This is a genomic window from Enhydrobacter aerosaccus (genome assembly GCF_900167455.1).
GTDB lineage: Bacteria > Pseudomonadota > Alphaproteobacteria > Reyranellales > Reyranellaceae > Reyranella > Reyranella aerosaccus.
In genome coordinates this window covers 362,635-383,246 of record NZ_FUWJ01000003.1, presented here as the reverse complement: position 1 = coordinate 383,246, position 20,612 = coordinate 362,635, and the positions used below count along the sequence as shown (strand labels likewise).

The window sequence follows — 20,612 nt, the reverse complement described above, 5'->3', positions numbered from 1 at the left end:
CCGGCTTCTAGCCTTGGGCGTCGCGTCGATTGCCGCGGCTGGTCGCGATCAGCACGAGCATGAAGGAGGCGGCGGTCATGAGCGTGCTGATGGCCGCGATGGTCGGATCGATCTCGTCCCGCAGGGCCGTGAACATGCGCTTGGTCAGGGTCTGATACTGGCCGCCCGAGACGAACAGCGCGATGATCGTCTCGTCGATGGCCGAGATGAAGGCGAACACCGCGCCGGCGACGACGCTGGCCTTGATCTGCGGCAGCGTCACCACCAGGAAGGCGCGCAGCCGGTTCATGCCCAGGCTGCGGGCGACCATCTCCTGGACCGGATCGAAGCGCTGCAGCCCCGCCGCCACCGCGGTGATCACGTACGGCAGGCCCAGCATCACGTTGGCCAGCACCAGCCCCGGCAGGGTCGCGACCAGGCCGAGCCGCGAATAGACGAAGAAGATGCCGATCGCCACGATGATGATGGGCACGATCAGCGGCAGCATCAGTACCAGATGGATCGCCCGCATCAGCGGATGGCGCGACGTTGTGATGGCGTAGGCGGCCGCGACGCCGAGCGGCGTGGCGACCAGGACCGTCAGGATAGCGATGGCGAGGCTGACGCCGGTCGCGTCCATCCAATTGCGGCTGCCGAAATACTCGACATACCAGCGCAGCGAGAACCCGGTCGGCGGAAAGCGCAGGAACCGTGCATCGGAGAAGGAGATCGGAACGATGATCAGGACCGGCAGGATCAGATAGGCCAGCACCAATCCAACCACCGAAATCAGCGCCAGGCGCGGAAGGAGCCCCGGCTTCATCGATGGCCCAGCACACGGTCGAGCGGCAATGCGCGGCCGACAACGACGAAGATCGCCAGGACGCAGGCGAGAAGGATGACGCCGACGGCGCTTGCCGCTCCCCACTGGTCGTAGAGTTCGACGTTCCGGCTGACGACCATCGACACCATGATGGTGCGGCCACCGCCCAGCAGTTCCGGCGTGATGTAGAAGCCCAGCGCCAGCACGAAGACGAGGGTCAGGCCGGCCAGCACGCCCGGCAGCGACAGCGGCAGGAACACCCGGACGAAGGTGGGCCAGGGCCCGCAGCCGAGGCTGGCGCTCGCCTGCAGCAGATCGCGCGGGATCTTCTGCATGGCCGAGTAGAGCGGCAGCACCATGAAAGGCAGCAGGATATGGACGGTGGCGATCACCGTGCCGAGTTCGTTGTGCACCAGCGCCAGAGGTTCGTCGATCAGGCCGAGGTCCGCGAGCAGATGGTTCACGACTCCGGTCCGCTGCAGCAGGACCAGCCAGGCATAGGCCCGCACCAGCACGCTGGTCCAGAACGGCAGGATCACCAGGCTCATGATCAGGATGTCCCACGGTCGGCCGACGGCCGTGGCGACGTAGGCCACGGGATAGCCCAGCAGCAACGCAAGCACCGTCACCTCGAAAGCAAAGCGGAAGGTGAGCGAGAAGCTGCGCCAGTAGATTGGCTCGACAAAGATCCGGCGATAGTTCTCCAGCGTGAAGCCGTGATCGAAGACCGACTGGCCCATCAGCCAGCCCACCGGCACGACCACCAGGGCGAGGACGACGACCAGCGCCGGCGAGGCGAGCAGGAACATGAGGCCCTGCTCGCGCCGCCGGTGGCGCAGCGATGGATCGGAGACGCCGGCCGCCATCCCGCGCCTATTTCTGCATGAATTCGAGCCAGCGCTTCTCCGCCGCCTCGCCGGCCGGTGAAGACCACCACTCGTACGACATCAGCGCCTGACGACGCGCATTCTCGGGCGCGCTCGGCAATTCCGGCACGCGCGCGGCCGGGATGACGCCGGTATCGAAGGCCTTGGGATTGGCCGGACCATAGTCGATATGCAGCGGCAGGTTGGCCTGCAGCACCGGATCGACCGCCTCGTTCACGAACCGGACGGCGGCCGACAGGTTGGGCGCGCCCTTGAGGATGCACAGCGAGGTGCTTTGCAGGATGCCCTGATTGAAGGTGTAGCCCACCTTGGCGCCGTCCTTGATCAGGGCGGTGATGCGGCCGTTCCAGGCCATCACCATATCGACCTCGCCGTCGTTCAGGAGCTGCGCCGACTGGGCGCCCGACGTCCACCATACGGTGATGTTCGGCTTGATCTCCGCCAGCTTCCGGAAAGCACGATCGACATCGAGCGGATAGAGCTTGTCCGGCGCCACGCCGTCGGCCATCAGCGCCGCCTCGAGCGTTGCCAGCGGATGGTTGCGCAGCGCGCGGCGGCCCGGGAACTTCTTCACGTCCCAGAAATCGGCCCAGCTCTGCGGTGCCTTGGCCGCGTCCGGATACTTCTTGGCGTTGTAGCCCAGCACGCTCGAATAGAATTCGTAGGCGACGGAGTATGGGCTGCGATAGGCCGCCGGCATCGCCGCGCCATTGGGGATCTTGGCGAAGTCGAGTTTCTCGACCAGGCCCTGCTCGCCGCCGCGCAGGCAATAGCTGGTCGGCACATCGACGACATCCCAGGTCGGCTTGCCGCTCGCGACCTGCGATTTCATGATCGGCCAGGAGTCGGGGGCGCTGTCCTGATTGATCGTGATGCCGAGTTTCTTGGCAGCGGGGTCGAGGATGGCGATGGTCTGCGCCTTCTGATAGGCGCCGCCTTGCGACACGAAGGTGATCTGGTCGGCGGCCTGCGCCGCGGCCCCTGCCCCCAGCGCCAACATCAGTGCTGCGGCGGCGGCCGCCAAGCCTCTGGGCAAACCCTTGTGAACGCGTCTGTCAGCCATGATGGATCCCCGTTGTTGAAGTCGTTGGTCTTCTGAACATCACCGTCCGATTGCATCCAGGAACTGGTACCAGCCGGCGACGAGACGCACGGCCGGTTCACGCAGTGAGTAAAGCGGCACCGGCCGCAGGCGTCTTGCATCGAGCAGGCCAACATCGGGCGTCTCGCCGCGCGCGAAGGCGGCGATGTAGCGGCCCATCAGCGTCGACATGGCCACGCCGGCGCCGTTGTAGCCCATGGCGAACAGGGTGCCGTCGTCGAGGCGACCGACATGCGGCACCGAGTCGAGCGTCATCGCCACCAGGCCCGACCAGCGATAGGCGATCGGCACGTCGGCGAGCGGCGGGAAGATGCCGATCATCGCCTTGCGCAAGGCCTCGAAGGCGGAGGCCGAGTCCTGCTTGCCGAAGGCGCCGCGGCCGCCAAAGATCACCCGATCGTCGACCATGCGGAACCAGCGCATCATGCGCTTGGTCTCGGTATAGGTGCGGCGCGTCGGCATGATCGTCGCCGCCAGGTTGGCCGACAGCGGCTCGGTCGCGATCATGGCGCTGCGGAACGGGATGTGCGTCCGCTGGAAGCGCGTCGTAGCGGCGGTGAGATCGGAATAGCTGTTGGTGGCAACGACGAGCTGTCGTGCCCTGACGGAGCCGCTCGCCGTCTCGACGACGACCCCGCCGCCGTCGCGCCGGAAGCGCAGCGCCGGACTGCGCACGAAGATACGCACGCCGCGGCCGGATACGCCCGCCGCCAGCCCCCGCACATAATTCAAGGGATGGATGCCGCCGGTCCCGACATTGCGCACACCGCCGACGAAGGTCGACGAACCGGTTTCCTCGCGCACCTCGGCCGCGGACAGCACCGACAAGGTGCCTTCGCCGAGTTCCGTCCGAAGCCATTCGGCCTCGTCGATGGCGTGCTTCAGGGTCTCCTGGTTGTGCGCGGCCTTCACCTGTCCCGATTGCGTGAAGCGCGCGGCAGTGAGCTGATAGCGATCGACGAGCTGGGCGACCGCATCGATCGATTCGTTGGCCAGCCCGTACATACGCCGCGCCACCGCTTTGCCATGCGCGGTCGCGATGTCGGGAAAGGAGACCCGGAACTTGGCGCTGATCACGCCGCCGTTGCGGCCACTGGCTCCCCAGCCGATCTCGTTCGCCTCGAGGACGACAGGATCGAGCCCACTCTCGGCCAGATGATGCGCCGCGGAGAGTCCGGTGTACCCGCCCCCGACAATGACGACGTCGGCCTGCACGTCGCCCTTGAGCGACTGCAGGTCGGGCGGCGCAATCGCCGTCGCCGCCCACAGCGACGGAGCCGCGGGCGGGAACTGGAGGGAGGCGCGGCCGGACGCCATCTTCGCCTACGCCGCCTCGACCGCGTCGGCCAGCGCCTTCAACGTCGCGAAGTGATAGTCGGGCTTGGTGAGCTTGGGCACCGCCGGCGTACCGCCGAAGCCCGGTTGGCCCTGGCGCCGCTCGATCCAGCAGGTCTTGTAGCCCAGCGCATGCGCCACCCCGATATCGTGATGCTGGCTCTGCGCGACATGAAGGATCTCCTCCTTCTTGTAGCCGAAGGCCGACTGGCGGCCCCGATTGAAGGCGAAGAACTGCGGATTGGGTTTGGCGCAGCCGGTCTCGTCGGCGGTGACGCTGTCGTGGAACGGATTGCCCAGCGTGTGGGAATAGAAGGAGAAGGCGGACCGATCGGCATTGGTCATGGCGACCAGCCGGAACCGCTGGCGCAGCCGCTTCAGCGCTTCCGCCGAGTCGGGGAAGGCCGGCCAGCGCAGCACGTCCATCTGGAACGCCTCGGCCGACCGATCGTCGGCGGGAAGGCCGAGCTCCTTGGCAAGATGGATATAGACCAGCGCCATGACCTCGCTCGAACGTTCGTAATGCGCATCGCGGCCGCGCTTGTAGGGCTCGAAGATCTGTTCGTCGGTCAGGGCCTCGGCCGCCTTCCCAGCGATGCGGCGCACCGAGCGCAGGATGCCGGCCTCGAAGTCGATGAGCGTGCCGACGACATCGAAGGTGAGGACTTTGAAATCACTGAACGACATTATGCATCTCTCGCTTTGCTGACGGTTTGTGGCTGAGGCGATCAGCCCTGGGGGATCAACTCTCGGTCCTGGGCACGACGATCGTGTCCTCGGGATGAAGACTGACATTCACGCGCTCGCCGATCGGCGGAATGCGGCGCGTGGCTTCGTAGTGGCTCGGCTGGCGCAGGCTGAGGCTGGCGCCGCCATCGAGGGTCAGGAAAACGCGCAGGCTCTCGCCCTGGAACACGATGTCGGCGACGCGTCCGGAGAAATGATTGCGGGTCGGATCCTGGCGATCGAGATCGATCAGGAGCTTTTCGGTCTGGACGGCGAGCACGAGATCGCCGGTCGCGGGGACAGGCCGTCCTGTCCTCAGGATCGCGCCGTCCAACGACACGCTGGCGCCGTCCACGCGCGTCACCGGAAGAAGCGTCGCCTCGCCGATGAAGCTCGCCACGAAGGCGTTGGCCGGATGGTCGTAGAGCCGGTCGGGCCGGTCGATCTGGACCAGCTTGCCGTCCTTCAGCACGGCGACGCGGTCGCTCATGGTCAGGGCTTCGCGCTGATCGTGCGTGACATAGATGATCGTGGCGCCCAGCCGGCGATGGAGTTGCCGCAGCTCGATCTGCATCGCCTCGCGCAGCTGCTTGTCGAGCGCCGAAAGCGGCTCGTCCATCAGGATCAGGCGCGGATCGAAGATGATGGTGCGAGCGAGCGCCACGCGCTGGCGCTGGCCGCCCGAGAGCTGGGCGATGCCGCGCTCCTCGTAGCCGGCGAGCCCGACCATCGCGAGCGCGTGCTTCACCTTGTCGGCCCAGCTCGACTTGGGCAGGCGCCGCGCCCGCAGCGCGAAGGCCACGTTCTCGCCCACCGTCATGTGCGGGAAGAGGGCATAGCTCTGGAAGACGATGCCGATATCGCGCTTGTGCGGCGGTACGAAGGTGACGTCACGGCCGCCGAAATGGATCGAGCCGGCCGAGGGTTGGATGAAACCGCCGAGGATGCCGAGCAATGTGGTCTTGCCGGAGCCCGATGGACCGAGCAGCGAAACGAACTCGTGCGGGGCGACGTCCAGGGAAACATTGTCGAGCGCCAGGACCGAGCCGTAGCTCTTGCTGGCCGATCGGACCTCGACGCGCTCGCCCCCTGCCTGCACCGTTCCTCGCCCTGGAAGAATGACGGCCTCGCTCCCATGACCCCTGATCATGGTCGCTGACCGGTATCGATGAGAGAGCGAAACGCAAGTGCAGGCAATTGCCGAATAGTCAGCTTTTCCATAACCTCATGTTATGCCCGACCTTCGCCGGTTATTGCCCTCCAGCAATGCCCTGTTCGTCTTCGAATCAGCGGCCCGCAACGGCAATTTCACGCGTGCTGCAGCGGAATTGAACGTCACCCAGCCGGCCGTCAGCCGCATGCTGTCGCGCTTCGAAAGTCATCTCGGCGTGCGGCTGTTCGAGCGCGATGCCAAGGGGGCGGTGCTGACGCAGGAGGGCGAGGCGCTCTATCGGCGGATCGCCGACGGCTTCCGCAGCATCGAGGCCGGCCTGCGCGATCTCGAGCAGCGGCGCGGTGGGCTCGAGACCGTGACGCTCTCGGTCTCGTCGGCCTTCACCACCCATTGGCTGATGCCGCGGATCGACCGCTTCCAGCGGCTGTTTCCCAGGGTGGATCTCCGTTTCCAGTTGATCGCGGGGTCACTGCGCGGGCCGGTCGACAATGTCGATCTCGGCATGCGCTTCATCGGCAAGGACGAGGTCGGCGCCCAAGGCGTCCTGCTGATGAAGGAGCTCATGGTGCCGGTCTGCAGCCCGAGCTATCGATTGCAGGGCGCCAATGGAGAGGCGCGGGACGACGGCAACACCATCATCCATCTGACGGATACGCCGGCCGACTGGGCTGGCGACGACCCGTCATTCGAGACCGGCCGCCATGGCCCGCCGAAGTCGCTCAACTTCTCCGACTATGCGGTGGTCGTGCAGGCCGCCCTGCTCGGCCAGGGAATTGCCTTCGGCTGGCTGACAGTGGTGTCGAGCGCCCTGATCTCCGGCACGCTCGTGCCCGCCTCGCAGACGCTGACCCATGGCCAGCGCCTCTGCATCCTGCACGGCCCGGCCAACCGGCCGGAAAGGCCGGTCGTCCGGGAGATCCGCGACTGGATCGTTGCCGAGATGCGCCGCGACGTCGAAGCCGTCGATCGGCTCTATCCGCAGCTCGGGCTGCTCGCCGCCAGCTACTGAGCGGCGACGGCCAGACCGGTGGCTTCGTCGACGCCGGTCTTGAGATTGATCACCTGCACGGCGGCGCCGGAGGCGCCCTTGCCGAGATTGTCGAGCGAGGCGACGGCGAGGATGTTGCCGTCGATCTCGTTGGCATAGACCGCCAACTCCATCGAGTTGGTGTCGATCAGCCGGTCGGCCCGCAGGAACCGGTCCCGCTCCAGCCACTTGCGATCGGCGAACGGCCGCACGGTGACGAACTTCTCGCCGGCATAATGGTCGCTCAGCGCCTTCTGTACGTCTGCCGCGTGCGTCGCCTTGGTGGTGATGTCGCGGGTGATCGGCACCATGATCAGCATGCCCTGGGCATAGTGACCGACCGACGGCACGAACAGCGGCGCGTGTGAAAGGCCGGAGTACTTCTTCATCTCCGGCACGTGCTTGTGCGTGAGCTCGAGGCCATAGAGCCCGAACGGCTCGACGTTCGGCGTCTTCTCGTGGATCTCGACCAGCTCCTTGCCGCCGCCAGTATAGCCCGACACACCGAACACCGCCGGGGTCGAGTCGGCCCGCACGATGCCGGCCTCGACCAGCGGGTGCAGGATGCTGATCGCGCCCGTGGGATAGCAGCCCGGATTGCTGATCCGCTTGGAGGCCAGCAGCTTCTTGCGATGCTCCTTGCTGAGCTCGGGGAAGCCATAGGTCCAGCCGTCCGCGACCCGGTGCGCCGTGCTGGCGTCGATCACGCACACATCGGCGTCGCCCAGCGCCGTCATCAGCTCCTTCACCGCCGCGTCCGGCAGGCAGAGCACGGCGATGTCGGCCGCCTTGGCGATCTCGACCCGCTTCGCAAGATCCTTGCGGTCGGCCATCGGCAGCTCGAGCAGCTCGATGTCCGGCCGGTCCTTGAGGCGCTCGTGGATCTTGAGCCCGGTCGTGCCGTGCTGGCCGTCGATGAAGATCTTGGTCTTGTTGCTGGTCATGGTCTTCTCTCTCGCAAGTTCAGGGGCCTTTGGAGCGGGCCGGCTGGAGAAGAGGGAAACAGGGAAGCCGCTCGATCCTCTCCAGCGGCTTCACGATACGGCGCGTTTGTTACGCGCGCGCGTTCTCACGCCGCTTGGAAAAGCGGCGGCGTCGCGACCGGAGGAGGGCGAACGAAGTCATCGCCGCGGATATTTCACCCGGCCGGCGGGATGTCAAGGCGGCACGAACAGAGGTGGCATCCAGGAGCGCCTCATCCAGCCTGACGCCCGACATGATCGAGACGGTCGATGGATCGAGCGCCGCTCAGGCGAATCCGCTCACCGCGGCACCGCCGATCAGTCGGATCAAGAGCCGCCCGCCGCCGATCGAGCCGCGGAAAACTGATAGGAGCAGGCTCTCGGACTGTCGTCCAACTTCACGCCCACGGACAGAGTTCCATCCTTCAATCGGCCGTCGACGTCGTCGGTAAAGCTGCCCGTGCCCTCTTTCTTGAACAGCAGGGACACATCTCCATTGTCGTAGAGCTCACCCTTGACGTCATAGGATGCCTCCGCCGTCAGCTTGCCGGAAAGCTGCCCGTCCTTCACGGTCAGCGACAGACTGGGTTGGGCGCACCAGCTCTGCGTGCTCCCCTTGCCGACGTAGACGCCATTGTAGGCCGCATCGGTCGTGGGCTTGATGACCCCCGCCTTGGCGCGCGCTTCCGCTGTGCACTGACGCTGGTCGATCTCATGATCGAGGGACGAGCGCTCCGACCGCAGGTCGTCGATGGCACGCTGCCTGTCCTGTCCGGCCAATGACCGTCCCCCTGTCATCGCTGAAGACCCGCCAAACAGTCCGATAATCCCCGCCGCGGAATTGGGCGCGCCGTGGTTGTTATCGGCGTCGTCGAGCAGCCTGGCGACTCGACGACGGTTCGCCGTCAGGCTGGCGCAGTAGTCGGTGGCGGAAGCCTGGGAACTTGCCGTTTGGGGACCTGCGCTTTGGGTGGTGGTGTTGTCCGAGACGCAGCCTGACAACAGGCCCGCGGCTGTCGCCGCAAGCACGGAAAACCAAATCGATTCGCGCATCGTTCCACCCCAATTCCCCGAGTTGCCGTGGGTAGTGAAACGGGGCTGGCTCCGCAATCTGCGATGACGCATAACAGAGGAGCTGCTTCAAAGCGGCGGCGTCGCAACCGCAGAGAGGCGAACGAAATCGTCGCCTCCCGGAGGAGCAGATCATCCCTTCTTCATGCAGCTCCCGACACTGAGAAACGTGCGGTTCGCATCGTCACCGCTCGGTGGAGGCCTTGAGCGGCGCCGAGCCGGAAACGGGCGTCACAGAAGTGCCTGACGCCTCGGGCGTGGAGGCCGAGGGAGGTGTCGGCGAAGCCGTTGCAGGGGCAGAGGACGGCGCGTTGGCACCCGTCTGTGATGCTGCCTGCTTTGTCTCCGCGCTCTTGCCGACCGGTCCGTAGGTCGCCGGCAATGTGGCTTGCGCCTCCGACTGATCGGGCGAATTAGCGGTCATGCGTATATCGACCTGGCTTTGGTATTCATTCCCCGCACCGGTGGATGCATCCACCGCCGCTCCAATGGCGGTCGATATACCAAGCGTGAATATTCCGCCCACCAAATTGACTGCCGTCGAACCAGCCAAGCCCGAATGATTCAAATATGTCGCCTGCTGATATCCTGTCTTCACGCAGACAATCGAAATATCGTGCTTTGTCTTGGTAATCGTGGCGCTGCCGGGTGTGTTCTGGATCGTTGCGATCCGGAGGCCGCCTTCGCGATACAGTCCGCAATCTGCTCCGGGAGGGTCGGTGGTAACCAGAACCTGCTGAGTTCTACCGTCGATCATCGAAGCGCACGCAGATACAACCAACGCCGTCACGGCAAGGGTGCCGATGACGCTCACGCGACCTAAACTCATTGTTCTCCCCCAGCGCGCATTAACGCACGCAATAGCCCCCAATTCTTGAACCCAGTACCGAAACGGTGCAGGCTTCGCAATCTGCGAAGATGCACAACACGCGAGTTATTTTTCATGGCACAACCTCTGCACCCCGAAGGCCTGTCGATGCTCGAGAAGCGGAAGATCGAGGCCGAGATCCTGAAAGAGGTCTACGAGACGCTGAAGGCGAGCCATGGCGAGGAGGTCGCGCGCAAGACGATCACCGATTCGGTGCGGCGCTCGGCAATCGCCCAAGGCAAGCAGTTCGCTGCTTCGGCGCCGGGCGGGCCGTCGCTCCAGGCGTTCGAGGACGTGATGCCGCTCTGGACCAAGGGCGGCGCGCTCGAGATCGAGGTCAAGGAACAGACCGACAAGACCTTCGCGTTCAATGTCACGCGCTGCCGCTATGCCGAGACCTACAAGGCCATGGGGCTGGGCGAGATCGGACATCTGCTGTCCTGCAATCGCGACGGCGCCTTCTGCGAGGGCTACGATCCCAAACTCAAGCTCGAACGCACGCAGACCATCATGCAGGGGGCCAGCCACTGCGACTTTCGCTATCGCTACGAAGATAAATGAAGAACGACGTCAACCGGCAGGTGCTGCTGCGGGCCCGGCCGACCGGCATCCCGCAGGCCGAGCATTTCGAGGTCGTCGAGCGACCGTTGCCCGTTCTGACCGACGGCCAAGTGCTGGTGCGGAACTCCTATCTCTCAGTCGAACCGGCGATGCGCGGCTGGGTCAGTGCGGTGGCCAATTATTCCGAGCCGGTGCCGCTGGGTGGCGTCATGCGCTCCCTCGCCGCCGGCCGGATCGTCGAGTCGCGCCATCCCGACTGGCAGCCGGGCGATGTGGTTGTCGGCATGTTCGGCTGGCAGGATTTCGCTGCTGTCGACCCGGACGCTATCCAGACCAAGGTCACCAGTGCCGAGCCGCCGCTGTCGGCCTGGCTCGGCGTGCTGGGCCTCAACGGTCTCACGGCCTATTTCGGCCTGCTCGATGTCGGTCAGCCGAGAGCCGGCGAGACGGTCGTCGTCTCGACGGCGGCGGGGTCGGTCGGCTCCTGCGTCGGCCAGATCGCCAAGATCAAGGGCTGTCGCAGCGTCGGCATTGCCGGAGGACCGACCAAGGCCGAACTCTGCCGCGACGCCTTCGGCTACGATGCCGCGATCGACTACAAGCAGGGAGATCTCGACGCGGCGCTGACCGCCGCCTGTCCCAACGGCATCGATGTCTATTTCGACAATACGGCGGGCGCCATCAGCGATGCCGTGATGAAGCATCTGACTGTCGGGGCGCGCGTCGTGATCTGCGGCACGGCATCGGTGTCGAGCTGGGATCCCGTTCCGCTCGGCCCGCGCGTCGAGCGCCATCTGCTGGTCAAGCGGGCCCGCATGCAGGGCATCCTGATCTTCGATTACGCCAATCGCTACGACGAGGGCCGTGTCGCCCTCGCCCAGTGGGTTCGCGAGGGCAGGCTCCGCTACCGCGAGGACATACTCGACGGGATCGACAAGGCGCCCGACGCCATCGCCAGCCTCTATCGCGGTGAAAATCTCGGCAAGCGGCTGATCCGGATCGCCTGACCCGACCGACCGTCAGTTGGTGAACTCTGCCACCACGATGTGGTTGTCCTTGGCCGGAAGAGTGCGTGTCGGGATGACTTCGTTGTTGAAGACAGCGACGACGGTCCGCGGTGTCGCATCGAAGGCGAGCTTGCCGGTCGATACCGCGGGAACGCCTTCGGTGATGCCCGGCGGCACCTTGCCATCGAGGCTGAACTTGTCGCGTCCGACTCCGAAATAGCCGCGCGGCCGGCTCATGATGACGATTGCACCGGCCGCTTCGTCGCCTTTGCCGAAAGGCTGTGGGCGCAGATGCACGATGTCGGACGACCGCAGGAACGGCGACCGATAGATGTGCGTCGTCGGCTGGCCCGACACCTTGACCATGAATTCGTAATAGGCATCGGAATGGGCCACGAACGGTCCCCACTGGCCATCGACACCGGTCTTCTTGTGGTGGACGGGAACGTTGCTCTTGCGCTCGCCGGTCTTGGCGTCGACCTCGTAGATTTCCACGTCGGCGTCGGCAACCGGCAGGTTGGTATAGACGCCCTCGGCGATCCCGCTGACCTTGCCGTTGAGTGTCGGCAAAGGTTCCTGCGCGATGAACAGCGTGCCGGCGGGCTGGCCGACGATGAATTCGTATTGGGCGCCGAACGCGAGCTTGTGGAAGGCGGTCTCGCGATGATCCAGCCCGTCGAGGATCACGTTCTTTGCGCCGCGCAGTTCCGAGGCGTCGTATCCGACTCCCGTCGGCTTGCCCGGAAAGCCGACATAGCGGCCATCGGGCTGCGAGTACTTGTCGTTGTTGTCGGAGCGGATCGCCATCATCTCGACGCCGGGAACGAGATCGTTCGCACCGCTGTTGAGATCCTTCAGGAACGGCGCCGCGCCATTGAACTCGCTGCCGGGCAGCATCGTCTCGGAAATGACAATGCCCTTGTTCGGCGTGCCGCACAGAACGGCGTGGCTCACAAATTCCGCGCCGCCGCTATTCTTCAGATAGCCGCGCACGGCATCGCCGCCGCGCGACGAGGCGATCAGCGCGACCTTGCGCCGACGGGTGGTGCTGCGAACCTGGGCGACGAAGGCTGCCAGTTCGCGCGTCTGGTCTTCCGCCGACGAGCGCAACGCCTGCGGCTTGGAATTGTCGGTGCGCGCCAGCGGATAGGGGAAGTCGATGGCAAAGAGCTGGTTGCGCCGAAACCCGTTGCTCTCGAAACGCCAGAAGTTGTTGATCCAGACGGCGGCCGAATCGCCATTGCCATGCACGAACACGATCGGCGGCGGTCCCGCAGCGTCACCGGTGGACGCCTGGCGCTGCCGGCCCCAAGCGAGGGTCGGGGCCAAAGCCATCGCGCCCGCCAATACGGCGCGCCGTGTCGGCCGTCCGCCTGTCATTTCATCTCCCCCGAACAGGTTGGGCGCATGTTGGCAAATGCCATCGCCCGACGCTACGCTTCGACCATGACGATCTGCTTCATCGACAGTCCTGTCGGCCGCCTCTCCCTCGAGGCGGAGGGCGAGGCCTTGTGCGCCGTGCGATGGACGAACGCCGATGAGCCGCCGCTCGATACGCCTTCTCGCGTCCTGAGGGAAGCGACGCTTCAGTTAAAGCGCTATTTCGAGCGCAAGCTCAAGCGCTTCGATCTGCCGCTGCTGCAGCATGGCACCGATTTCCAGAAGCGCGTCTGGGCGATGATGCGCGATATCCCGTACGGCGAGACTGCGACCTATGGCGGCATGGCGATGGCCCTTGGCTCAGGTCCGCGCGCCGTCGGCATGGCCTGCGGCCGCAATCCGATCCCCATCATCGTCCCGTGCCATCGCGTCCTCGCCAGCGGCGGCAAGGAAGGCGGCTTTTCAGGCGGCCGCGGCCTGCCGACCAAGCGGCAACTCCTCGCCGTCGAAGGCGTCGTCTTGCTTTAGGCATTCGCGCCACTGGAGTGGCGCCGCCCAATGGGCTACGGAGAGCGCATGCGCGTGCTGATCACCCGGCCGGAACGCGAGGCTACGACGCTGTCCCAGGCACTCGGCCAGCGTGGGCACGTGCCCGTGATCGCGCCGTTGTTCCAGCTTCATTTCCGCCGACCACCGGACGACTTCGCGCCGGCGCTGGCCGCCAGTCAGGCAATCCTCCTGACCAGCGCCAACGGCGCTCGTGCGCTTGCCGAAGCGACCGAGCTTCGCAGCAAGCCGATCCTCGCCGTTGGCGACATGACGGCGGCGACGGCGGAAGGATTGGGCTTCACCTCCGTGACGTCCGCTTCGGGCGACAGCGCGGCGCTCGCCAAGCTCGTCCAGGAGCGGCTCGATCCCAAGGGCGGGCCGCTCATCCATGTCTCGGGCGTCGATGTCAAAGGAGACCTCGGCCCCCAGGATTTCGTCCGCCGATTCGCGCTTTATGAATCGCAACAGGTCGACACCCTGCCCGACTCGGCGCGCGCCGCCCTGGAGGCCCGCGCCATCGATGTTGCGACCTTCTTCTCGCCGCGCGCCTCCAAGCTGTTCGTGCAACTCGTTCTCGCCGCCGGCTTGGCCGAGTCCTGCCGTACGGTAACGGCCATTGCCATCAGCCCGGCCGCGGCCGAGCCGCTGAAGGCGTTGCCCTTCAAGGCCACGGTGGCGGCAGAGCGTCCGACGCGCCAGGCCATCCTCGACGAGATCGACCGGCTGGCTGAAGCCGATGCCCAAAATGCGGAGCACGAGACCCATCCCATGAGCGAGCCCTCTCCCTCTCCGCTCCCCGAGAGCGAACCGCCCGCCGCACCCTCACCGGCGCCGACACCGCCTCCGCTGGCGACACGTCCGGCGGCCGTGCGATCCGGGATCGGGCCCGTCACCGCCTTTGTCATTGGTATCGTGTCTGCCGTCATCGTCCTCGCGGCTGCCCTCTTTTCCCTGCCCTATTGGCCCCCGGAAATGCAGGCGATGTGGCGCGGACCGGCAACTGCCGCTCCCGAGAGTGGACAAGCGTCGGCGATGGCAGACAAGGCTCGGCAGGAAGTGGAAGCGGCGCTGCGCGCCCTGGCCGAAGCCCAGGCACGGCTACGCGCTGACGAAGACAAGCTATCCAAGACGCAGGAAGAATTCCGGGCACGTCTCGATGACATCGACAAGCGGATGCGCGCCCTGGCGAATACCGCGACCCAAAGTCCTGCGCCTGTCGCGTCCGACGAGACGCTGAACGCGCTGCGCAACCGCATCGAGACCCTGGAGAACAAGCCGGCGCCGCAACCGGCACCGCAACCCGCCGCCGATACGGAGAAGGTCGACAAGGATGTCGCGGCGCTGCGCATCGAGATCGCGACCCTGCGATCGGGATTGCAGAATCTCGAACAGGCGATGTCGGGCCAGAAGGATCAGGCAACCGCCCTCGCCGATGCGATCGAGAAGACCAAGGCGCAGTCGAACCGCATCAGCGCCGACGAGCAGAAGACCCTTGCCGCAGCGCGCGCCTCCGCCTTGATCGGCATCGCGGCCCGGCTGGATGCGGCACTCGAATCGGAGCAGCCCTTCACCGCCGATCTCTCCCTTCTGGCGCCGCTGGCGCAGGACAATGCCAAGGTCGCCGAACAGAAGGCCACGCTGCAGCCCCTGGCCGAGAAGGGTGTCGCGTCGCGCGCAGCCCTGGCGGCCGGCTTTCCCGCTGTGGCCAAGGCGGCCCTGGCCGAAGACCTTGCCGACGACTCTCTCGGCCAACGAGTCCTGGGCCGGCTCAAGTCGCTGATCTCCCTGCGCCGCGTCGGTGCCGACGTTCCCGGCGACAGCGCCGAGGCCAAGCTGGCCAGGGCCGAGGCGGCCTTGAAGACGGGCGACCTCGCCAAGGCGGTCGAGCTCGTGAAGTCGTTGCCGCCCCAGACGGCATCGGCCACCTCCTCGTGGCTTGCTCGTGCCGAAGCGCATCTCGCGGCCCAGCGCGCCATCGACCTGCTGGCGGCCGAAGGTGTGGCCCTCCTGGCAGCGGCGCGGTAGGCGGCCATGACCTTCCTGCGCGCGCTCTTCTGGTTCGCGATCGCGGCCGTCCTGATGTTCGGGGCGGTGTGGCTGGCCGAACGCCCGGGCCTGGTCACGATGGAGTGGCAAGGATGGCGCCTCGATACCAGCGTCGGCATCCTGCTGGGCGGCGTGCTGCTCCTCATCCTGCTCGCGGTCGCGGCGTGGCTGCTCTACCGCTGGATCGTTGGTACACCGGGAGCCTTGCTGGAGGGCTGGGGCGAAAGTCGGCGCCGACGTGGCTACCGCGCCCTCACCCAGGGATTGGCGGCCGTGGCTGCCGGCGATGCTGCCGATGCGCAGAAGAATGCGCGCAAGGCCGAACAGCTCCTGTCCGAGCCGTCACTGACCCTCCTCCTGTCGGCCCAGGCCGCGCAGCTCAATGGCGATCGCGAGGGCGCGCGCCGGGCGTTCAACGCCATGCTGGAGGACGAGCAGATGGCCTTCCTCGGCCTGCGCGGACTGATCGCCCAGTCGCTGACCGACGGCAACCAGGCACAGGCGCTCGACTATGCCCAGCGCGCCTTCAAGCTGCGGCCGCAGACGCCGTGGGTCGTGCACTCCCTGTTCGACATGCAGGCGCAGATCGGCCGCTGGAAGGACGCGCAGGAAACGCTGGAGACCGGGCTGCGCACCAAAGTCGTCACATCCGATAAGGGACGCACCCTAAAGGCGCTCCTGCTGGTCGAGCGCAGCCGCGTGGCGGAGCGCGAGAACTACGAGGTCGACGCACTGGCGCTGGCGCGGGAAGCCTTCAGTCTGGCGCCCGAGCGCATCGCCGTCGCGCTCAGGCTGGCGGAGCTGCAGATCAAGTCCGGCCAAGCCAAGAGGGCGATGAAGACGCTGGAGCGAACCTGGGCTCTGGCGCCACACCCGGACCTGGCGTCGCTCTATCTCAAGGCGTCGGGCGAAACCGATCCGCTGAAGCGGGTCGGCGTGATCCGGAAGCTGGTCGACCACAAGCCCGAGGATGCCGAGAGCCATATCGCGCTCGCGCAAGCGGCCTTGGACGCCTCGCTGTGGGGCGAAGCGCGGCGGCATCTCGAGCTCGCCGGCGGCGAGCATCCGACCGCACGCATCTGCCGCTTGATGGCCGATGTCGAGGAGCGTTCGGGCGGCGATCCCGCCAAGCTGCATGAATGGCTGGCGCGCGCGGCGGAGGCTCCAGCCGACCGGACCTGGCGCTGCTCCGCCTGCGGCGCGCATCACGAGACCTGGCGCTCGGTGTGTGAGAGTTGCGGCGCCTTTGGGACACTGCATTGGCATGCGCCGGGAACCTTCGGCCATATCCTGCCGCCGGAAGTCCAGCCGCAACCGGCGTTGCAGGGACCCCTGCCGTCCTGAGATCAGAAACAAGAACCTAGGGAGGACTCATGTTCGAGACGACGCTGGCCGGAAGCCTGCCCAAGCCGTCGTGGCTGGCCACACCCAACGTGCTGTGGGCACCCTGGACGTTGACCGGCGCTCCCCTGCAGGAAGCCAAGGAGGACGCCACCATCCTCGCCATCCGCCGCCAGGAAGAGGCCGGTCTCGATATCGTCAGCGACGGCGAGCAGGCGCGGCAGCATTTCGTCCACGGCTTCCTGGCCGAAGTCGACGGCGTGGACTTCGACAAGAAGGTCCGCATGGGGATCCGGAACAATCGCTACGAAGCCGATTGTCCCACCGTCACCTCGGCGCTGAAGCGCCGCAAGTTCGTCCATGAGCGCGAGGCACGCGCCGCCCGGGCAGCCACGGCACGCAAGCTCAAATTCACCTTGCCCGGCCCGATGACCCTGATCGACACGCTGGCCGACGGCTATTACGGCGACCGCGTGAAGATGGCTTTCGCCTTCGCGGAACTCCTCAACCAGGAAGCCAGGGATCTGGAGAAGCTCGGCGTCGACGTGATCCAGTTCGATGAGCCGGCCTTCAACGTCTATCTCGGCGAGACCGTCGAGTGGGGCGTCCCGGCACTCGAAAAGGCGGCCGAGGGACTGAAGTGCACGACCGCCGTGCACATCTGCTACGGCTATGGCATCGAGGCCAACATCAAGTGGAAGGAGACGCTGGGCGAAAGCTGGCGCCAGTACGAACAGACCTTCCCTGCCCTCGATCGCAGCAAGATCCAGCAGGTGTCGCTCGAATGTCGGCAGAGCCACGTTCCGCCCGAACTGATGAAGCTGCTCAAGACCAAGACCGTGCTGGTCGGCGCGATCGATGTCGCTTCGGACAAGATCGAGACCCCGGAAGAGGTGGCGGCGACGCTCAAGGTCGCGACCGAGTTCGTCGATCCCGAGCGCATCCAGGCCTGCACCAATTGCGGCATGGCGCCGATGACGCTCGCGACCGCCTACGGCAAGCTGCGCGCCCTCGCCCAGGGCGCGGCGCTGGCCCGTCAGGCCCTTTGAGATTTCAAGACGCCGGAAGTCGCGCGCGCAAGGCGTAGACCAGCTCCAGTGCTTCGCGCGGCGACAGCTCGTCGGGATTGACGGCGACGAGAGCGGATTCGATTTCCGAGGGTGCCGACTTGGCGCTGCCGCCGGCAGGCCGCGCCGGCGCGGCGGCAAACAACGGCAGATCGTCGACGAGGCGCGTCACGGCACCCGACTGCTCGCCCTTCTCGAGGACTGCCAGAACTTCTTCGGCGCGGGCGACGACGGCCGACGGCAGGCCGGCCAGCTGGGCAACATGGATGCCGTAGGATCGATCCGCTGCGCCGGGCGCCACCTCGTGTAGGAAGACGACCTCGTTCTGCCATTCCTTCACGCGCATCGTGTAGGGCGCGAGCGCGGCCAGTCGTTCCTTGAGCGCCCCCAGCTCGTGGTAGTGCGTGGCGAACAACGCCCGGCACCTGTTGATGTCGTGCAGATGCTCGAGCGTGGCCCAGGCAATCGACAGGCCGTCGAAGGTCGCTGTGCCGCGGCCGATCTCATCCAGGATGACGAGGCTGCGTGCGGTGGCCTGGTTGAGGATCGCGGCTGTCTCGACCATCTCGACCATGAAGGTCGAACGGCCACGGGCAAGATCGTCGGCCGCGCCGACACGGCTGAACAACCGATCGACGATGCCCAGCCGCACCTCCCGCGCCGGCACGAACGAGCCGGCTTGCGCCAGGACCGCGATCAGGGCGTTCTGGCGCAGGAACGTCGATTTGCCGGCCATGTTCGGACCGGTGAGCAGCCACAGGCGACGATCCGGCCCCAGCTCGCAATCGTTGGGCACGAAGGACGCGTTTCCCTGGCGTTGAAGCGCGGCCTCGACGACCGGATGTCGCCCGCCGACAACGGTGAAGGCTGGATCGTCGCTGAGGGTCGGCCGAACGTAATTGCCCGTGACAGCGAGTTCGCCGAGACCGGACGCGACATCGAGCGCGGCAAGTGCCCGGCCCGCCGCGGCAACGGCGGCAGAAACAGCCACGACCTCGCCAATCAGCGCTTCGAAGACGGCGAGTTCCAGCGCCAGCGCCTGGTCGGCGGCACGACCGATGCGGGTTTCGAGATCGGCCAGCTCGGCGGTGCTGAAGCGCGTCGCGTTGGACATCGACTGACGTCGCGTGAAGCCGAGCGCCGGCAGGTCGAGCTTGTCGGCGTGCGTCGCCGTCACCTCGATGTGGTAGCCGATCATGTTGTTGTGGCGGATCTTGAGCGACGGCACGCCCGTTGCCGTCCGGTATTTCGCCTCGAGCGCCGCCACCGTCTTGCGGCTGTCGTCGCGCAAGGTGCGCTGCTCGTCGAGTTCGGCGCGATAACCGGCGCGGATGAATCCACCTTCGCGCGCGAGCAACGGCGGCTCGTCGGTCAGCGCCGCGGCCAGCGACTGGATCAGGGGTCGATGGCCAGAGATGGCGACGACAATCTCGGCCAAGGGCGCTGGAGCGGGCGCCAGTGCCTCGGGCTCCGACGACAGGAGCGCGGCCAATGCCTCGGCCGAGTCGAGGCCGTCGCGTAGGGCAGCGAGATCGCGTGGACCGCCGCGTCCGACCGACAGCCGCTGCAGCGCGCGCTCGATATCCGGTGTGCGCTTCAGCGCCTCGCGCACGCGCTCGCGCAGCGCCGGGCGCTCGACGAAGAGCTGGACAAGGTCGAGACGACGCTCGATTTCGGCACGATCGGTCAGCGGCGCCGCCAGCCGCTCGGCCAGGAGGCGTGCACCGGGTCCTGTCAGGGTGCGATCGACGGTGGCGAGGAGACTGCCCTCGCGCCGGCCATCGAGGCCGCGCACCAGCTCCAGATTGCGCCGCGTTGCCGGATCGATCTCCATCGTTCCGTCGGACCGCTCCCGCCGCGGCGGCGAGAGCGCCGGTGCCTTGCCGGCCTGGGTCAGCTCGACATAGTCGAGCAAGGCGCCGCACGCGGCGACCTCGGCGCGCGAGAAGGAGCCGAAACTGTCGAGAGCCGCGACATTGAAGGCGGCCTGCAGGCGCTTGCGGGCATTGTCGCTGTCGAAGCGCGCCGAAGGCAGTGGCGTCAGCGCGGCGTTCCAGTCGCCCAGCACGATCTTGACGCCGTCCCGCGCCAGCAGCCGGTCGGAAACCAGGATCTCGCCGGGAGAGAGGCGAGCCAGTGCGGCGGCAAGTTGGCCCGGCAGCAACGGCTGGGCCGCGAAGTCGGCCGTTGAAAGATCGAGCCACGCCAGCGCCAGCTCGCCCTGCGCCTCGGCCAGGGCCGCAAGATAGTTGTGGCTGCGCGCATCAAGCAGCGCGTCCTCGGTCAGGGTGCCGGGCGTGATGACTCGGACAACGGCGCGCTCGACGACCGACTTGGCGCCCCGCTTCTTGGCCTCGGCCGGATCCTCGGTCTGCTCGCACACAGCGACCTTGAAGCCCTGGCGGATGAGCCGCGACAGGTAGGCCTCATGGCTGTGCACCGGCACACCGCACATCTTGATGTCTTCGCCCAGATGCTGGCCGCGCTTGGTGAGGGCGATGTCGAGCGCGGCCGACGCCTTGACCGCGTCCTCGAAGAACAGCTCGTAGAAATCGCCCATGCGATAGAACAGCAGATGATCGGGATGCGCAGCCTTGATCGCCAGATACTGGCGCATCATCGGCGTCGCTTCGGCAGGCACGGAGGGAGGAGGCGAACTGTCGGGCACGTCCCCGCTTAACACGGGCGTTCGACGTCCCGCCACGGC

The 20,612-nt window shown here is 66.4% G+C and carries 18 protein-coding genes; 7 read left to right on the top strand and 11 right to left on the bottom strand.

Annotation, left to right across the window (positions count from 1 at the left end; all coding sequences use genetic code 11):
• Nucleotides 1-7: 7 nt before the first annotated feature.
• The 6 genes from B5D62_RS17150 to B5D62_RS17125 all read right to left on the bottom strand — a co-directional run bounded on the left by B5D62_RS17150 (nt 8) and on the right by B5D62_RS17125 (nt 5,951).
• The gene (locus tag B5D62_RS17150; protein ID WP_085935121.1) at nt 8-802 is read right to left on the bottom strand and encodes an ABC transporter permease; all 795 of its coding nucleotides are present in this window, start codon (nt 800-802) and stop codon (nt 8-10) included.
• On the bottom strand, nt 799-1,668 hold the full coding sequence (locus B5D62_RS17145) for an ABC transporter permease (protein WP_218191102.1): 870 nt from the start codon (nt 1,666-1,668) through the stop codon (nt 799-801). The genes B5D62_RS17150 and B5D62_RS17145 overlap by 4 nt, the downstream gene beginning before the upstream one ends.
• A 7-nt stretch (nt 1,669-1,675) precedes the next feature.
• Complete coding sequence (locus B5D62_RS17140; RefSeq protein WP_419188791.1) at nt 1,676-2,689, bottom strand: ABC transporter substrate-binding protein; 1,014 nt, start codon at nt 2,687-2,689, stop codon at nt 1,676-1,678.
• A gap of 102 nt (nt 2,690-2,791) precedes the next feature.
• Nucleotides 2,792-4,108 carry an NAD(P)/FAD-dependent oxidoreductase gene (locus B5D62_RS17135; protein ID WP_085935119.1) on the bottom strand — a complete coding sequence of 439 codons (1,317 nt, stop codon included), beginning with the start codon at nt 4,106-4,108 and terminating at the stop codon, nt 2,792-2,794.
• A 6-nt stretch (nt 4,109-4,114) separates the two neighbouring features.
• Nucleotides 4,115-4,813: an HAD-IA family hydrolase gene (locus B5D62_RS17130; protein ID WP_085935118.1), complete on the bottom strand. Its 699-nt coding sequence runs from the start codon at nt 4,811-4,813 to the stop codon at nt 4,115-4,117.
• A gap of 55 nt (nt 4,814-4,868) precedes the next feature.
• The gene (locus tag B5D62_RS17125; protein WP_231714840.1) at nt 4,869-5,951 is read right to left on the bottom strand and encodes an ABC transporter ATP-binding protein; all 1,083 of its coding nucleotides are present in this window, start codon (nt 5,949-5,951) and stop codon (nt 4,869-4,871) included.
• Between the two features lie 133 nt (nt 5,952-6,084).
• Between B5D62_RS17125 and B5D62_RS17120 the strand changes: the two genes are divergently transcribed.
• Nucleotides 6,085-7,035: a LysR family transcriptional regulator gene (locus B5D62_RS17120; protein ID WP_085935116.1), complete on the top strand. Its 951-nt coding sequence runs from the start codon at nt 6,085-6,087 to the stop codon at nt 7,033-7,035.
• Here the strand turns inward: B5D62_RS17120 and argC are convergent.
• From argC to B5D62_RS17105, 3 genes are all read right to left on the bottom strand, one after another.
• The gene (gene argC, locus B5D62_RS17115; RefSeq protein ID WP_085935115.1) at nt 7,029-7,997 is read right to left on the bottom strand and encodes an N-acetyl-gamma-glutamyl-phosphate reductase; all 969 of its coding nucleotides are present in this window, start codon (nt 7,995-7,997) and stop codon (nt 7,029-7,031) included. The genes B5D62_RS17120 and argC overlap by 7 nt on opposite strands.
• A 345-nt stretch (nt 7,998-8,342) precedes the next feature.
• The gene (locus tag B5D62_RS32940; RefSeq protein ID WP_218191101.1) at nt 8,343-9,140 is read right to left on the bottom strand and encodes a hypothetical protein; all 798 of its coding nucleotides are present in this window, start codon (nt 9,138-9,140) and stop codon (nt 8,343-8,345) included.
• Between the two features lie 130 nt (nt 9,141-9,270).
• Nucleotides 9,271-9,900, bottom strand: a complete 630-nt coding sequence (locus B5D62_RS17105) for a hypothetical protein (RefSeq protein WP_085935113.1) — start codon at nt 9,898-9,900, stop codon at nt 9,271-9,273.
• Nucleotides 9,901-10,029: 129 nt separating this feature from the next.
• Between B5D62_RS17105 and B5D62_RS17100 the strand changes: the two genes are divergently transcribed.
• Both B5D62_RS17100 and B5D62_RS17095 read left to right on the top strand, forming a co-directional pair.
• Nucleotides 10,030-10,515, top strand: a complete 486-nt coding sequence (locus B5D62_RS17100; RefSeq protein ID WP_085935112.1) for an L-2-amino-thiazoline-4-carboxylic acid hydrolase — start codon at nt 10,030-10,032, stop codon at nt 10,513-10,515.
• Complete coding sequence (locus B5D62_RS17095) at nt 10,512-11,522, top strand: NADP-dependent oxidoreductase (RefSeq protein ID WP_085935111.1); 1,011 nt, start codon at nt 10,512-10,514, stop codon at nt 11,520-11,522. Before B5D62_RS17100 ends, B5D62_RS17095 begins: the two co-directional genes overlap by 4 nt.
• A gap of 12 nt (nt 11,523-11,534) precedes the next feature.
• Here the strand turns inward: B5D62_RS17095 and B5D62_RS17090 are convergent, their stop codons facing one another.
• Nucleotides 11,535-12,902: an alpha/beta fold hydrolase gene (locus tag B5D62_RS17090; protein ID WP_085935110.1), complete on the bottom strand. Its 1,368-nt coding sequence runs from the start codon at nt 12,900-12,902 to the stop codon at nt 11,535-11,537.
• Nucleotides 12,903-12,929: 27 nt separating this feature from the next.
• On the opposite strand from B5D62_RS17090, the gene B5D62_RS17085 reads away from it, so the two are divergent.
• From B5D62_RS17085 to B5D62_RS17070, 4 genes are read left to right on the top strand one after another with little or no spacing between them, the layout of a single operon-like run.
• Nucleotides 12,930-13,430, top strand: a complete 501-nt coding sequence (locus B5D62_RS17085) for a methylated-DNA--[protein]-cysteine S-methyltransferase (RefSeq protein WP_231714839.1) — start codon at nt 12,930-12,932, stop codon at nt 13,428-13,430.
• A 30-nt stretch (nt 13,431-13,460) separates the two neighbouring features.
• The gene (locus tag B5D62_RS17080; protein WP_085935109.1) at nt 13,461-15,476 is read left to right on the top strand and encodes a uroporphyrinogen-III synthase; all 2,016 of its coding nucleotides are present in this window, start codon (nt 13,461-13,463) and stop codon (nt 15,474-15,476) included.
• Nucleotides 15,477-15,482: 6 nt separating this feature from the next.
• A complete protein-coding gene (locus B5D62_RS17075; protein WP_085935108.1) occupies nt 15,483-16,841 on the top strand; it encodes a heme biosynthesis protein HemY in 1,359 nt (452 codons plus the stop codon).
• Between the two features lie 29 nt (nt 16,842-16,870).
• The gene (locus B5D62_RS17070; protein ID WP_085935107.1) at nt 16,871-17,887 is read left to right on the top strand and encodes a methionine synthase; all 1,017 of its coding nucleotides are present in this window, start codon (nt 16,871-16,873) and stop codon (nt 17,885-17,887) included.
• A gap of 4 nt (nt 17,888-17,891) precedes the next feature.
• Here the strand turns inward: B5D62_RS17070 and mutS are convergent, their stop codons facing one another.
• Nucleotides 17,892-20,525, bottom strand: coding sequence for a DNA mismatch repair protein MutS (gene mutS, locus B5D62_RS17065; protein ID WP_085935106.1), 2,634 nt, complete (start codon nt 20,523-20,525; stop codon nt 17,892-17,894).
• Nucleotides 20,526-20,612 lie beyond the last annotated feature (87 nt).